We start from the raw sequence: 15,042 nt of genomic DNA, 5'->3' as shown, positions 1-15,042 counted from the left end.
GCGCCAGTCCGCGACTGGCGCCCTTTTTTGTACGAACGCCCTTCCTGTCATGCCCCGCCTTGCTGCCAACCTCTCCATGCTCTACGCCGAGCATGCCTTCCTGGACCGCTTTGCCGCTGCCGCGCGCGACGGCTTCCGGGGGGTGGAATACCTCTTTCCCTACGACCATCCTGCGGAGCAGATTGCGCAGCGCCTGGCCGAACATGGACTGACGCAGGTACTGTTCAATGCCCCGCCGGGGGACTGGGCGGCGGGCGAGCGCGGCCTGGCCTGCCTGCCGGGGCGCGAGGCGCAATTCCAGGAGGGGCTGCAACAGGCGCTGCACTATGCGCAGGCGCTGCGCTGCGAGCGCCTGCACGTGATGGCTGGCGTGGTGCCGCCCGGGCTGGCGCACGCCGACGCACGCGCCTGCTACCTGCGCAACCTGCGCTGGGCCGCCGGCCAGGCCGGGCGCCAGGGCGTGCGGCTGATGATCGAGCCCATCAACGGGCGCGACATGCCCGGCTACTTCCTGCAGCGCCAGCAGGACGCCCATGCCGTGCTGCAGGAACTGGGCGCTTCCAACGTGCAGGTGCAGTTCGACCTGTACCACTGCCAGGTCATGGAGGGCGACGTGGCCACGAAGATCCGCCACTACCTGCCCACGGGACGGGTGGGGCATTTCCAGATCGCCGGCGTACCCGAGCGGCACGAGCCCGACCAGGGCGAACTGCAGGTCGACTACCTGCTGGGCGTGATCGACGAGGTGGCGACCACCTGCGGTTTCGACGGCTGGGTGGGCTGTGAATACCGTCCGGCGATCGCGGGCCCGGGCGGCACCTCGCAGGGGCTGGCCTGGGCGCGGCGCTGGGGTGTCGTGCCGCGCGGCGCGGATTGAGGGCGTTCGCCCCGGCGCGGGGCGGGGGCTAGGGCCTGTTCACACTATTTTTGCCAGATGCGTTGCGATCAAAAAGGGCCAGGCGCAAGGCGCCAAACGAAGCTGGGGTGCTACCCCAGCGAGGCTTGGCAACGCCGCGAATGGCCCTTTTTGATCGCAACCCGGAGGGAACGGAGTGAAAACCGCGCCATTCGTCGTTGCCCTCCTAGCCAAGGCCCCGGCCTTGGCGTCGTCACGCGCCTAGATTGGCGCGGTTTTCACGCCATTCGCACTGGCAAAAATAGTGTGAACAGGCCCTAGCGTAGGGACGTCACAGTTCAGATAAAAAAGGCCTGCAGCGCTTATGCAGTAAGCGCTAGCAGCTATTGAATCGATAGTGAACCCGTCAGCGCAGCACCAGCACCGGCACGCTGCACAGCCGCAGCAGCGCGGTGGTGGTGCTGCCGACGATGAGCTGGCGGATGCGCGAGTGCCCGTAGGCGCCCAGCACCAGCAGTACGTTGCCGTGCGACTGCAGCAGGGCCGGCAGCGCCTCCTCCGGCACGCCCGGCACGATCTGCGTGGTGATGTCGAAGCCTGCGGCCTCCAGGTGTGACTGGGCGCTTTGCAGCGCTTCCAGCATCTCCAGCGTGGGCTCGCCGGCCAGGGCCAACAGGCCGGGCATGCCGCGCAGCAGCGGGCTGCGGCCCACGGCCTCTACGGCGCGGCGCGCGGTGGCGCTGCCGTCAAAGGCCACGACGAAGCCCGCCGGCGCCACGAACTCCGGCATGGTCACCACCATCACCGGCTGGCGCACGTTGCGCACCACGCCTTCCACACGGTAGTCCAGCCGCAGCTTGCGCGCGGCGGTGGCGCGGTGCTGGCGCCCCAGCACGAACAGGCGCGCGCTGGGTTCGTGCTCCAGCAGCACGTCGGTCAGCTCGCCCTGGCGCAGCAGCGCCTGCAGCGACGGCACGCGGGCGGCATCCACGCGCGCCTGGGCCTCGGCCAGCATGCGGCGCGCGGCCTCCTGAGCGACGTGGCTGCGCTCTTCATCGAGGGTATTCAGGCGCTGCAGCAGCAGGTCCTGCGCGCCCATGCCGATGACGCCGCTGTAGTCGCCCACGGGCGGCATAGGTTCAGGCCGCTCCAGTGCGTGCAGCAGCGCCAGGGGGGCCTGCAGGCGCTGCGCGGCCCACAGGGCCCCGTCCACCACGGCGTGGGTGGTGGCCAGCCCGTCGATGCAGGCATACACGGTGTCGTGGGTGTTCATGGCTTCCTCCTGCGCACGCATGTGATGGCCCGAGTGTGGCATCGCAGAGCGTGCAGTGCCACCGGGGGTGCCCCGCAGGCCGTGGGCGCGGGTGAACGCAAGTTTCAGGGAAATCGGGCTCCAGCGCTTGTCCGTCAAGCGCTGCCAGCTATTGTTTTGATGGCATTTCGGCATGCATCGGCCGCTGCTGCATCACCCGTGCGTACAGCGCCTGCGCGGCCACCGACAGGCCCCGGTCGCGCCGGCGCACCAGGTAGATCTGCCGCGTGAGCCCGGGCAGGGCCAGCGGCCGGGTGGCGAGGCCCTCCTGCTGGAAGTGGAACAGCGTGAGCGTAGGCACCACGCTGATGCCCAGCCCGGCCCGCACCATGCCCATGACGGTGGCCAACTGCTCCACTTCCATCAGCGTGCGCATCGCATGGGGATGGAAGGCCGCCTCCAGGTACTGGCGCACGCTGCTGTGCCGCGCGAGATGGATGAATGGCCACTCGGCCAGGGCGCGCCATTGCGCGGCGGCGCTGCGCCGGCCGGCGGGCAAGGGCTGCCGGGCGAGCGGATGGTCCGCGCGGCAGACCAGGTGAAAGCCGTCCTCGCAGAAGGGCTCGGCCTGCAGCTCGGGCGTGTCCGCGCGGATGGCGGCCAGCGCGAAGTCGGCCTTGCCCGTGGCCACGCGCTCGATGCAAGGCTCGGACAGCACGTCGGCAATGTCCAGTTCCACGCCCGGGTGCTGTGCGCGAAAGCCGGCCAGCACACCGGGCAGCCACCCTGCGGCCAGCGAGGGCAGCAGCGCGACGGACACACGCCCGCGCCGCAGCAGTGCGGCGTCGCGCAGCGTGGCCAGCGCGGCATCCACCTCGGCGCGAATGCGCAGCGCCGACGCATGGAAGTTCTCGCCCTCGGCCGTCAGGCTCACATGGCGCGTGCTGCGGTCGAACAGGCGCAGACCCAGGTCGTCCTCCAGCGCGCGGATGAGCGCGCTGAAGGCCGGCTGCGACAAGTGGCACTGCGCCGCGGCGCGCGTGAAGCTGCGCTGCGCCGCCAGGGCAAGGAAGGCGTCGACCTGCCGTGTGGAGATATTCATTTGATATCCAGATGAATTGATCTTGACAATCTATTTCACAGAATAACCTGCCGTGCCTACAGTGCGCCCTGGAGACATTCCCCAAGGACCCCTGCAATGGCGAACCCCTCACCCCTGCTCATCGGCTGTGCGGCCGGCTTCTCGGGCGACCGCCTGGATGCTGCCGCACCCGTGGTGCAGGCGCTGGTGGACAGCGGCCGGCCCGGCGTGCTGATCTTCGAGACCCTGGCCGAGCGCACGCTGGCGCTGGCCCAACTGGCGCGCCGCGCCAATCCCGATGCGGGCTATGAGCCGCTGCTGGATGAGCTGCTGCGGCCGGTGCTCGCGCAATGCCTTGAACACGGCGTGCGCATCGTGAGCAACTTTGGCGCGGCCAATCCGCGGGGCGCTGCGCTGCGTATCCAGCAACTGGCAGCCGAGCTGGGCGCGCGCCGCCCGCGCGTGGCGGTGGTGCACGGCGACGACCTGAGCGGCGCACAGCACCGCGCCGTGCTGGAGCGGGCGTTGGGCCCGTCCATGCCCGCGCAGCCCATCGTGAGCGCCAATGCCTACATTGGCGCGGAACCCATCGCCCAGGCGCTGCGCGCGGGGGCCGACATCGTGGTCTGCGGCCGCGTGGCCGACCCTGCGCTGGTGCTGGGCCCGGCGCTGGCGCATTACGGCTGGTGCATGGACGACTGGGACCGCCTGGCGCGCGCCACCATGGCGGGCCACCTGCTGGAATGCGGCGCGCAGGTCACGGGCGGCTACTTTGCCGACCCGGGCTACAAGGACGTGCCGGGCCTGGCCCGGCTGGGCTACCCGATCGCCGAGATCGACGCCGACGGCCATTGCACCCTCACCAAGCCGCCGGGCACGGGGGGGCGCGTGGACGAGCGCACGGTCAAGGAGCAGCTGCTGTACGAACTGCACGACCCCGCCGCCTACCTGACGCCCGACGTGGTGGCCGACATCACCCAGGCGAGCGTGGCGCAGGTCGGCAGCGACCGCGTGCACCTGCAGGGCGTGCGCGGCCATGCGCGGCCGCCGTCGCTGAAGGTGAATGTGTGCTTCGAGTCCGGCTGGTTTGCCGAGGGCGAGATTTCGTATGCCGGCGCGCGCGCCGAGGAGCGCGCCCGCCTGGCGGGCGACGTGCTGCGCGAGCGGCTTGCGAGCGTGGCACCGCTGCGCGTGGACCTGATCGGCGTGGCCAGCGTTTGGGGTGACGACGCAGGGCGGTGGCTGGCGGCGCAGGCAAGCCAGGGCGCGCAGGACGTACGCCTGCGCGTGGCACTGCAGCACCGCGACCATGCCAGCGCGCAGCGCCTGGTGCGCGAGGTGACGGCGCTGTACTGCTGCGGCCCGGCGGGGGGCGGCGGTGTGCGCACGGCCATGCGCCCGCGCCTGGGCACCGTTTCCTGCCTCGTGCCGCGCGAGGCGGTCAATCCTGGCTACACGCTGCTGGACTGAAGGACCACGATGAACCCTACCGATCTCACGGTTCCCCTGTATCGCCTGGCGCACGGCCGCACGGGTGACAAGGGCGACCGCTCCAACATCAGCGTGATCGCCTGGCACCCGGCCCTGTGGGACGTGCTGGTGCAGCAGGTTACCGAGGAGGCCGTGGCGCGCCAGTTCGCGGCGCGCGGGCCCACGCGCGTCACGCGCTATCTGTTGCCCCAACTGCAGGCGATGAATTTCGTGCTGGATGGCGTGCTGGACGGCGGCGTGAACGACGCGCTCAACCTCGACAGCCATGGCAAGGCGCTGTCCTTTCTGTTGCTGGACCTGCCGGTGCGGATGCCGGCGGCGCTTGTACATCACCTGGCCGGAGCGCATTGACGCGCGCCGGCGGCATTTTTCATCACCACAACCAAGGAGACACCATGAACCCGTTCCCGCATCGCCGCCGTGTACTGGCTGCCTCCGCTGCGGCCGTCCTGTGTGCCGCGGCCGGCGCCGCCAACGCACAGGCTCCCGCCTATCCTGCCAAGCCCGTCACTTTCGTCGTGCCGTTTGCGGCCGGCAGTGCCACCGACCAACTGGCGCGGGCACTGGGCCAGGCCGTGAGCACCGATGCGCGGCAACCCGTGGTCGTGGAGAACAAGGCCGGCGCCAGCGGCATGATCGCCGCGCAGTCCGTCGCCAAGGCACCGGCGGATGGGTACACGGTACTCATCACCACCAACACCACGCATGCCGCGAACGAACACCTGTACAAGAAACTGCCCTACGACCCGGTGAAGGATTTCGCCCCCGTCACCGGCCTGGGCAAGGGCGGCCAGGTGCTGGTGGTGAACGCGGGCGCTCCCTACAAGAACGTGGGCGACCTGCTGGCCGCCGCCCGCAAGAACCCCGGCAAGCTGAGCTTTGGCAGCGGCAGTTCTTCCAGCCGCATGGCCGGCGAGATGCTCAAGCAACTGGCGGGGGTGGACATCCTGCATGTGCCGTACAAGAGCAACCCGTTGGCCATCACCGATCTGCTCGGCGGGCAGATCGACCTGATGATCACCGACACGTCCACCGGCGTTCCTCAGGTCAAGGCGGGAAAGCTGCGCGCGCTGGGGTACTCCACGCAAACGCGCAGCACGCAGCTGCCCGAGGTGCCCACGCTGGATGAGGCAGGCGTGAAGGGCTATGACATGGGCTACTGGTTTGCGGCCTACGTGCCCGCCGGCACGCCCGCGCCCGTGGTGGCGCGGCTGAACGCGCTGCTGGCGCAGGCGACGAGGAGCCAGGCCGCCCAGTCGTTCTTCGAGACCGCAGGCTCCGAGGCCTGGACCACCACGCCCGAAGAGCTGGCGCGCTTTCAGGCCGCCGAGACCCAGAAGTGGGGCAGGGTGATCAAGGCTGCGGGTATTGAGGCGGAATGAGTGCGTCGGCGGGGTTGAAGGCGTTTTGGCCTTCAATGCCCGCCCATCAAGCGCTGGGAGCTACTATTTCAGGAGCGTTCTGCGCCGTCGTGCGGCGCGAACAGGTCCCAGGTGGCGATGAACAGCGCGGCGATCATCGGGCCGATCACAAAGCCCGTGAGCCCGAACAGCGCCATGCCGCCCAAGGTGGAGATCAGCACCACGTAGTCGGGCAGCTTGGTGTCCTTGCCGACCAGCACGGGACGCAGTACGTTGTCCACCAGCCCGATGACGAATACGCCATAGGCGGTGAGGATCACGGCCTGCCCCGGCGCGCCGGTCGCCAGGAAGTAGATGGCCACGGGCCCCCAGATCAGGCTGGCGCCCACGGCGGGCAGCAGCGACAGGAACGCCATCAGCACGCCCCACATCACCGGCCCCTGGATGTTCAACAGCCAGAAGATCAGGCCACCCAGGGCGCCCTGGACGGCGGCCACCACGATGTTGCCCTTCACGGTGGCGCGGATCACGGTGGTGAACTTGATGGCCAACTGCTCCTTGTGCCGCGCATCCAGGGGGATGGCCTCGCGGATGCGCGCCGCCAGCCGCGCGCCGTCGCGCAGCAGGAAGAACAACAGGTAGAGCATGACGCCGAAGCTCACCACGAACTGCAGCGTGTTCTGGCCCACGTCCAGCGCCTTGGTGGCCAGGAACTGGCTGGCCTGGGCGCCGATCGTGGTCAGGCGGGCTTGCAGCTCCGCGCGGGTGGTGAGGTGAAAGCGGTCCAGCAGCTCCAGCATCCAAGGGGGCAGTGCGGCCAGCACCTGCTGCAGGTAGGCGCCGAAGTTCAGCTGCCCGGAGCGGGCGCGCTCGTAGGCCACGCTGGCCTCCTGCACCAGCGAAGCGCCGATCAGCGTGACCGGCAAGATCACGATCACCAGGCACACGCCCAGGGTGGCAAGCGCGGCCAGGTTGCGCCTGCGCGGCATGCGCCGCTGCAGCCGCCGGTGCAGCGGCGTGAACAGGATGGCGAGCACCACACCCCAGAAGATGGCGCCGTTGAGCGGCCAGAGGATGGCGCCAAAGGCCAGCGTTACGACGGTGAGCAGGAGCAGCAGGGTGCGGGACTGGAGCGTGGGCGGGTTCATGGGGGCGGTGGAAGGAGCGAAGCCCAAAATGTAAGCCACACACACGCCTGTCTTGATACACCGCTCGCCGCGCGCGCAGGCGTTCAATGGCACAATAGCGGCCGCAAACGAGGCCCTTCCCCTGCCACAGTCGCATCCGCCAACCGGTTCAGCCGTGACGCGGAAGGTTTGTTAACCAGCTAACGCTTCCTTCAGGGAAGTGGAGGTCAGCGGAATATGAGCGATCCGACATCCGTCTACCAAGCCTACCAAGGCAACACCTATCTTTTCGGCGGCAACGCGCCCTACGTCGAAGAGATGTATGAGAACTACCTTGCCAACCCTGGCAGCGTGCCAGACTCCTGGCGCGAATACTTTGACGCACTGCAACATGTGCCCGCGGTAGACGGCAGCAATGCCAAGGACGTTCCCCACCTGCCCGTCATCAACGCCTTCGCCGAGCGCGCCAAGGCCGGCGGCACCAAGGTCGTGGTGGCCAGCGCCGACGCCGAGATGGGCCGCAAGCGCACCGCCGTCCAGCAACTGATCGCCGCGTACCGCAACGTGGGCCACCGCTGGGCCGACCTGGACCCCCTCAAGCGCACCGAGCGCCCCCAGATTCCCGAACTGGAGCCGTCGTTCTACGGCTTCAGCGATGCCGACCAGGAAACGGTGTTCGACGCGAGCAACACCTTCTTCGGCAAGGACAAGATGCCCCTGCGCGAGCTGCTGAACGCGCTGCGCGAGACCTACTGCGGCACCATCGGCGTGGAGTACATGTACGCCACCGACCAGGTGCAAAAGCGCTGGTGGCAGCAAAAGCTGGAAAGCATCCGCAGCAAGCCCAACTTCTCTGCCGACAAGAAAAAGCGCATCCTGGAGCGCCTGACGGCCGCCGAAGGCCTGGAACGCTACCTGCACACCAAGTACGTGGGCCAGAAGCGCTTCTCGCTCGAGGGGGGCGAGTCCTTCATTGCCGCCATGGACGAGTTGATCAACTCCGCAGGCGCGAAGGGCGTGCAGGAAGTGGTGATCGGCATGGCCCACCGCGGCCGCCTGAACGTGCTGGTCAACACCCTGGGCAAGATGCCCAAGGACCTGTTCGCCGAGTTCGAGCACACCGCCCCCGAGGACCTGCCCGCCGGTGACGTGAAGTACCACCAGGGCTTTTCCTCCGACGTCTCCACGACCGGCGGCCCGGTGCATCTGTCGCTGGCCTTCAACCCCTCGCACCTGGAAATCGTGAACCCCGTGGTCGAGGGCTCGGTGCGCTCGCGCATGGACCGCCGCGGCGACCCCAAGGGTAAACAGGTGCTGCCCGTGCTGGTGCACGGCGATGCGGCCTTTGCCGGCCAGGGCGTGAACCAGGAAACCCTGGCCCTGTCCGAAACCCGTGGCTACACCACGGGCGGTACGGTGCACCTGGTCATCAACAACCAGATCGGCTTCACCACCTCCGACCCGCGCGACCTGCGCTCCACGCTGTACTGCACCGATATCGTTAAGATGATCGAGTCGCCCGTGCTGCACGTGAACGGCGACGATCCGGAAGCCGTGTGCCTGGCGGTGCAGCTGGCGCTGGAATTCCGCATGGAATTCGCCAAGGACGTGGTGGTGGACATCGTGTGCTACCGCAAGCTCGGCCACAACGAGCAGGACACGCCGGCGCTGACCCAGCCGCTGATGTACAAGAAGATCTCCCAGCACCCGGGCACGCGCAAGCTCTACGCCGACAAGCTGGCCGCGCAGGGCCTGGGCGAGACGCTGGGCGAGGACATGGCCAAGGCCTACCGCGCCGCGCTGGAGGAGGGCAAGCACACGGTCGATCTGGTGCTCACCAACTTCAAGAGCAAGTACGCCGTGGACTGGAGCCCCTTCCTGGGCAAGAGCTGGACCGACGCCGGCGACACCGCCATCCCGCTGGCCGAGTGGAAACGCCTGGCCGAGCGCATCACCACGGTGCCGGAAGGCTTCACGGTCCACACCCTGGTCAAGAAGGTGCTGGAAGACCGCGCCGCCATGGGCCGTGGCGAGATCAACGTGGACTGGGGCATGGGCGAGCACATGGCCTTCGCATCGCTGGTGGCCTCGGGCTACCCGGTGCGCCTGTCGGGCGAGGACAGCGGCCGCGGCACGTTCACGCACCGCCACGCCGTCATCCACGACCAAAAGCGCGAGAAGTGGGACGAAGGCACCTACGTGCCGCTGCAGAACGTCGCCGAGAACCAGGCGCCGTTCACTGTCATCGACTCCATCCTGTCCGAGGAGGCCGTGCTGGCCTTCGAATACGGCTACGCCTCTAACGACCCCAACACCCTGGTGATCTGGGAAGCGCAGTTCGGTGACTTCGCCAACGGCGCGCAGGTGGTGATCGACCAGTTCATCGCCTCGGGTGAGGTGAAGTGGGGCCGCTTGAACGGCATCACGCTGATGCTGCCGCACGGCTACGAAGGCCAGGGCCCGGAGCACAGCTCGGCGCGCCTGGAGCGCTTCATGCAGCTGGCCGCCGAGGCCAACATGCAGATCGTGCAGCCCACCACGGCCAGCCAGATCTTCCACGTGCTGCGCCGCCAGATGGTGCGCCCGCTGCGCAAGCCGCTGGTCATCATGACCCCGAAGTCGCTGCTGCGCAACAAGGACGCGACCTCGGTGCTGTCGGAGTTCACCGAAGGCAGCTTCCAGACCCTGCTGGGCGAGAAGGACGAGGCCGTCGCGCAGAACGCCGCCAAGGTCAAGCGCGTGATCGCCTGCTCCGGCAAGGTGTACTACGACCTGGTCAAGAAGCGCGCGGAGAAGGAAGCCACCGACGTGGCCATCATCCGCGTCGAGCAGCTCTACCCGTTCCCGCACAAGGCCTTCGCCGCCGAGCTGAAGAAGTACCCGAATGCCACCGACATCGTGTGGTGCCAGGACGAACCGCAGAACCAGGGCGCCTGGTTCTTCATCCAGCACAACATCCACGAGAACATGCTCGATGGCCAGAAGCTGGGCTATGCCGGCCGCGCCGCCTCCGCGTCGCCCGCCGTGGGCTACGCGCACCTGCACCAGGAGCAGCAAAAGGCGCTGGTCGAGGCCGCGTTCGCCAAGCTCAAGGGTTTTGTCCTGACCAAGTAAGGCCGAGAACCCCCGCTACTGAAGTACAGACAAAACCCTCTTTTGGAAAGCATTCGAAACATGTCCATCGTTGAAGTCAAGGTCCCCCAGCTGTCCGAATCCGTGGCCGAAGCCACGATGCTGCAATGGAAGAAGAAGGCCGGGGAGGCCGTCGCCCAGGACGAGATCCTGATCGAGATCGAAACCGACAAGGTGGTGCTGGAAGTGCCCGCGCCTGCGGCCGGCGTGCTCGCCGAGATCGTCGTGGGCGATGGCGGCACGGTGACCTCCGACCAGGTCATCGCCAAGATCGACACCGAAGGCAAGGCCGCTGCGGCCGCGCCGGCACCGGCGCCGGCAGCCGCCGCTGCCGCACCGGCGGCCACGGCCTCCGCGCCGGCACCGGCCGCGGGTGGCAGCAAGGGCGACGTGGCCATGCCCGCAGCCGCCAAGCTGCTGGCCGAGAACAACCTGTCGGCCTCGCAGGTGCAGGGCAGCGGCCGCGATGGCCGCGTGACCAAGGGCGACGTGCTGTCGGCCGTGGCCGGCGGGGTGAAGTCCACCGCGGCCGTCATCCCCACCGGCGTGCCCACCAAGGCCCTGCCGCAGGTGGCCGCGCCCGCGTCCAAGGAAGAGCTGGGCGAGCGCCCCGAGCAGCGCGTGCCCATGACCCGCCTGCGCGCGCGCATCGCCGAGCGCCTGCTGCAATCGCAGTCCACCAACGCCATCCTCACCACGTTCAACGAAGTGAACATGGCGCCGGTGATGGACCTGCGCAAGAAGTTCCAGGACGCATTCACCAAGGAGCACGGTGTGAAGCTGGGCTTCATGTCCTTCTTCGTGAAGGCAGCGGTGCATGCCCTCAAGAAGTACCCGGTGCTCAACGCCTCGGTGGACGGCAACGACATCGTCTACCACGGCTACTTCGACATCGGTATCGCCGTGGGCTCGCCGCGCGGCCTGGTGGTGCCCATCCTGCGCAACGCAGACCAGATGAGCTTTGCCGACATCGAAAAGAAGATCGCCGAATTCGGCAAGAAGGCGGCCGACGGCAAGCTGGGCATCGAAGAGATGACCGGTGGCACGTTCTCCATCTCCAACGGCGGCACCTTCGGCTCGATGATGTCCACCCCCATCATCAACCCGCCGCAGTCGGCCATCCTGGGCGTGCACGCCACCAAGGACCGCGCCGTGGTCGAAAACGGCCAGGTCGTAGTGCGCCCGATGAACTACCTGGCCATGTCTTATGACCACCGCATCATCGACGGCCGAGAAGCCGTGCTGGGCCTCGTGGCCATGAAGGACGCGCTGGAAGACCCGTCGCGCCTGTTGTTCGACCTGTAATTCCCACAGGGTTCGACGCATACGAAAACCCACCCCCGGCCCGGTCCAGCGGTGGGTTTTTTCTCATCACCAGATACTGTTTTTGAACCATGAGCAAGCAATTTGACGTCATCGTGATCGGCGCAGGCCCTGGCGGCTACATCGCCGCCATCCGCGCCGCCCAGTTGGGCATGAATGTGGCCTGTATCGACGAGTGGAAGAACGCCGCTGGCGGCGCCGCGCCCGGCGGTACCTGCACCAACGTGGGCTGCATTCCCTCCAAGGCGCTGCTGCAGTCGTCCGAGCATTTCGAACATGCCAACCTGCACTTTGCCGACCACGGCATCACCGCCACGGGCGTGAGGATGGACGTGGCCAAGATGATTGCCCGCAAGGACAACGTCGTGAAGCAGAACAACGACGGCATCCTGTACCTGTTCAAGAAGAACAAGGTGACCTTCTTCCACGGCCGCGGCTCCTTCGTGAAGGCGGTGGACGGCGGCTATGAAATCAAGGTCACCGGCAAGGCCGAAGAAACGCTGACCGCCAAGCAGGTCATCGTGGCCACCGGATCCAACGCACGTGCGCTGCCCGGTGCGGCCTTCGACGAAGAGCAGATCCTGTCCAACGACGGCGCGCTCGCCATCGGCAGCGTGCCGAAGAAGCTGGGCGTGATCGGCTCCGGCGTGATCGGCCTGGAAATGGGCAGCGTGTGGCGCCGCCTGGGTGCCGACGTGACCATTCTGGAAGGCTTGCCCACGTTCCTGGGCGCGGTGGACGAGCAGATCGCCAAGGAGGCCAAGAAGGCCTTCGACAAGCAAGGCCTGAAGATCGAGCTGGGCGTGAAGATTGGCGAAGTCAAGACTGGCAAGAAGGGCGTGAGCATCGCCTACACCAACGCCAAGGGCGAGGCCCAGGTGTTGGAAGTGGACAAGCTGATCGTCTCCATCGGCCGCGTGCCCAACACCACCGGCCTGAACGCCGAAGGGGTGGGCCTGAAGCTGGATGAGCGCGGCGCCGTGGTGGTCGACGGCGAGTGCAAGACCAACCTGCCCGGCGTGTGGGCGGTGGGCGACGTGGTGCGCGGCCCCATGCTGGCGCACAAGGCCGAGGAAGAGGGCGTGGCCGTGGCCGAGCGCATGGCTGGCCAGCATGGCCATGTCAACTTCAACACCATCCCCTGGGTCATCTACACCAGCCCCGAGATCGCCTGGGTCGGACGCACCGAGCAGCAGCTCAAGGCCGACGGCGTGAAGTACAAGGCGGGCACCTTCCCGTTCCTGGCCAATGGCCGCGCGCGCGCGCTGGGCGACACCACCGGCATGGTGAAGTTCCTGGCCGACGCCGCCACGGACGAAATCCTGGGCGTGCACATCGTCGGTCCGATGGCTTCCGAACTGATCGCCGAAGCCGTGGTCGCCATGGAGTTCAAGGCATCGAGCGAAGACATTGCGCGCATCTGCCATGCCCACCCCTCGCTGTCCGAAGCCACCAAGGAAGCGGCGCTGGCCGTGGACAAGCGCACCCTCAATTTCTGATAATTTGAGGCAAAAATAGCTGCCAGCGCTTGTGTGACAAGCGCTGGCAGCTATTGTTTTTGAAGCATAGGGATAACATGCGGGTGAACGTCAGGCAGGCGTACGAGGCCGAGCTGGCCGCCAAGGGCTTCAAGAGCGATCCGGCCCAGTTGCGGGCCGTGGATGCGCTGGAGCGTTGTGCCCAGGAATGGGGAGCGTACAAGCAGCGCCGCTCCAACACGCTGAAGAAGCTCATCAACCGGCCCCAGGTGCCGCGTGGCGTGTACATGTACGGCGGTGTGGGGCGGGGCAAGAGCTTCCTCATGGACTGCTTCTTCAACGCCGTACCCATCAAGCGCAAGGTGCGTCTGCACTTTCACGAATTCATGCGCGAAGTGCACCGTGAACTGGCTGGCCTGCAGGGGACGCAGAACCCCCTGGATGTGCTGGGTGCGCGCATCGCCAAGCGCTATAAGCTGATTTGTTTTGACGAGTTCCACGTCGCGGACATCACTGACGCGATGATCCTGCACCGCCTGCTGGCGGCGCTGTTCGACAACGACGTGGGCTTTGTCACCACTTCCAACTTCAAGCCCGACGAACTGTACCCCGGCGGCCTGCACCGCGACCGCATCCTGCCCGCCATCGACCTGCTCAACGAGCGCATGGAAGTGGTGAACGTGGACAACGGCACGGACTATCGGCGCCGTGCGCTGGAGCTGGTCGAGCTCTACCACACGCCCCTGGGCCCCGCGGCGGACGCGGCCATGCAGCACGCCTTCCAGCAGCTGGCCGAAGTGCGTGACGAAGACCCGGTGCTGCACATCGAGGCGCGCGAGATCAAGGCCATCCGCCGTGCGGGCGGCGTGGTGTGGTTCGACTTCCGCGAGCTGTGCATGGGCCCCCGGTCGCAGAACGACTATCTGGAAATCGCCTCGCAGTTCCACACGGTGCTGCTGTCCAACGTGCCCTACATGCCTGTCAGCATGGCGTCGCCCGCGCGCCGGTTTACCTGGCTGGTGGACGTGCTCTACGATAGGCGCGTGAAACTCGTCGTCTCCGCCGCCGTGCCGCCCGAGCAGCTCTATACGGAAGGCCCCCTGGCGCATGAATTTCCACGCACCATTTCGCGCCTCAACGAGATGCAATCCAAGGAATTCCTGGCGCTTGAGCGGCGCGTCGTCGATACCGGACTGACCTGATGCCTGCACTGCCTTCCCGCTTTCTTGCCGCAGCCCTCCTGTGCATGGGTGGGGCAGCGCTGCCTCCCCTGGCGGCGTGGGCTGCCGACGCTCCTGTGACCGATGCAGCGCAGGCGCAGCGGCAGCGCCGGACCCAGCGTGAGCACATCCAGGCGCAGCGCCGGGAGATCGAGGCGCAGCGTGAGCGCGGCGAGGCGGCTTGCTACCAGCAATTTGCCGTGGAGGATTGCCTGCGCAGGGTGCGTGTACAGGCACGTGAGGCCGACAACGTGCTGCACCGCCAGGAAGTGCAGATCAACGATGCGGAGCGCCGGGAGAAGGCGGGGCAACGCCTGCAAGCAATCGAGGAGCGCAAGCAGGAGCAACGCCAGAAACTGGAAGCCGGGGAGCGTCCCGCCCCGATGCGGGTGGCGCCTCGCAACGCGCCGCAGAAGCCCCGCGAGCAGGAGGCGCGCGACCGTGCGCAGCAGCAGAGCCGCCGCGCAGCCGAGCATTCGGCCGATGTGCAACGCCGTGAGCAAACGCAGCCCCAGCGCATCCAGGATTCCCGCGCCCGCTACGAGGCCAAGCAGCAGAAAGCGCGTGAGCGCCGCGAACGCCTTGAGCGCCAGCAAGCCGAGGCGGCCGGCCGCAAGCCGTCGCCGGCATTGCCGCCGCCGGCCCCGGCCGCGGGCAGCGACCGTTGAGTGCCCTTTAGGGCCCGGTGGACGCCACGGCCCATGCGGGGCCGTCTTCCACG

General features: G+C 67.4%; 12 protein-coding genes. 9 read left to right on the top strand and 3 right to left on the bottom strand.

From position 1 onward, the window contains the following. The first annotated feature begins 49 nt into the window (after positions 1–49). The gene (gene otnI, locus K2L43_RS10485) at positions 50–877 is read left to right on the top strand and encodes a 2-oxo-tetronate isomerase (RefSeq protein WP_220637497.1); all 828 of its coding nucleotides are present in this window, start codon (positions 50–52) and stop codon (positions 875–877) included. Positions 878–1,262: 385 nt separating this feature from the next. Here otnI and K2L43_RS10480 read toward each other — a convergent pair whose 3' ends face one another. After that, positions 1,263–2,129 (bottom strand): universal stress protein, encoded by an 867-nt coding sequence (locus K2L43_RS10480; protein WP_088888505.1) that lies wholly within the window; start codon positions 2,127–2,129, stop codon positions 1,263–1,265. Positions 2,130–2,277: 148 nt separating this feature from the next. Further along, entirely contained in the window at positions 2,278–3,210 is a 933-nt protein-coding gene (locus K2L43_RS10475) for a LysR family transcriptional regulator (RefSeq protein ID WP_123675767.1), read from the bottom strand. A gap of 96 nt (positions 3,211–3,306) precedes the next feature. On the opposite strand from K2L43_RS10475, the gene K2L43_RS10470 reads away from it, so the two are divergent. From K2L43_RS10470 to K2L43_RS10460, 3 genes are read left to right on the top strand one after another with little or no spacing between them, the layout of a single operon-like run. After that, positions 3,307–4,659 carry an acyclic terpene utilization AtuA family protein gene (locus K2L43_RS10470; protein WP_220637496.1) on the top strand — a complete coding sequence of 451 codons (1,353 nt, stop codon included), beginning with the start codon at positions 3,307–3,309 and terminating at the stop codon, positions 4,657–4,659. Positions 4,660–4,668: 9 nt separating this feature from the next. Then, positions 4,669–5,031: a hypothetical protein gene (locus K2L43_RS10465; RefSeq protein WP_011805082.1), complete on the top strand. Its 363-nt coding sequence runs from the start codon at positions 4,669–4,671 to the stop codon at positions 5,029–5,031. Positions 5,032–5,075: 44 nt separating this feature from the next. Next, positions 5,076–6,062, top strand: a complete 987-nt coding sequence (locus K2L43_RS10460) for a tripartite tricarboxylate transporter substrate binding protein (protein WP_220637495.1) — start codon at positions 5,076–5,078, stop codon at positions 6,060–6,062. Between the two features lie 68 nt (positions 6,063–6,130). Here K2L43_RS10460 and K2L43_RS10455 read toward each other — a convergent pair whose 3' ends face one another. Further along, positions 6,131–7,189 (bottom strand): AI-2E family transporter, encoded by a 1,059-nt coding sequence (locus K2L43_RS10455; RefSeq protein ID WP_047351228.1) that lies wholly within the window; start codon positions 7,187–7,189, stop codon positions 6,131–6,133. 216 nt (positions 7,190–7,405) lie between these two features. On the opposite strand from K2L43_RS10455, the gene K2L43_RS10450 reads away from it, so the two are divergent. From K2L43_RS10450 to K2L43_RS10430, 5 genes are all read left to right on the top strand, one after another. Beyond that, on the top strand, positions 7,406–10,282 hold the full coding sequence (locus K2L43_RS10450) for a 2-oxoglutarate dehydrogenase E1 component (RefSeq protein WP_220637494.1): 2,877 nt from the start codon (positions 7,406–7,408) through the stop codon (positions 10,280–10,282). Between the two features lie 60 nt (positions 10,283–10,342). Continuing rightward, positions 10,343–11,605 (top strand): 2-oxoglutarate dehydrogenase complex dihydrolipoyllysine-residue succinyltransferase, encoded by a 1,263-nt coding sequence (gene odhB, locus K2L43_RS10445; protein WP_172206984.1) that lies wholly within the window; start codon positions 10,343–10,345, stop codon positions 11,603–11,605. A gap of 89 nt (positions 11,606–11,694) precedes the next feature. Beyond that, positions 11,695–13,122 carry a dihydrolipoyl dehydrogenase gene (lpdA, locus tag K2L43_RS10440; RefSeq protein WP_220637493.1) on the top strand — a complete coding sequence of 476 codons (1,428 nt, stop codon included), beginning with the start codon at positions 11,695–11,697 and terminating at the stop codon, positions 13,120–13,122. Positions 13,123–13,205: 83 nt separating this feature from the next. Further along, complete coding sequence (zapE, locus tag K2L43_RS10435) at positions 13,206–14,303, top strand: cell division protein ZapE (RefSeq protein WP_172209269.1); 1,098 nt, start codon at positions 13,206–13,208, stop codon at positions 14,301–14,303. Continuing rightward, a complete protein-coding gene (locus tag K2L43_RS10430; protein WP_220637492.1) occupies positions 14,303–14,989 on the top strand; it encodes a hypothetical protein in 687 nt (228 codons plus the stop codon). The genes zapE and K2L43_RS10430 overlap by 1 nt, the downstream gene beginning before the upstream one ends. Positions 14,990–15,042: the final 53 nt, after the last annotated feature.

The organism is Diaphorobacter sp. MNS-0 (assembly GCF_019602835.1).
GTDB lineage: Bacteria > Pseudomonadota > Gammaproteobacteria > Burkholderiales > Burkholderiaceae_C > Diaphorobacter > Diaphorobacter nitroreducens.
This window is presented reverse-complemented; position numbering and strand designations above follow the sequence as displayed.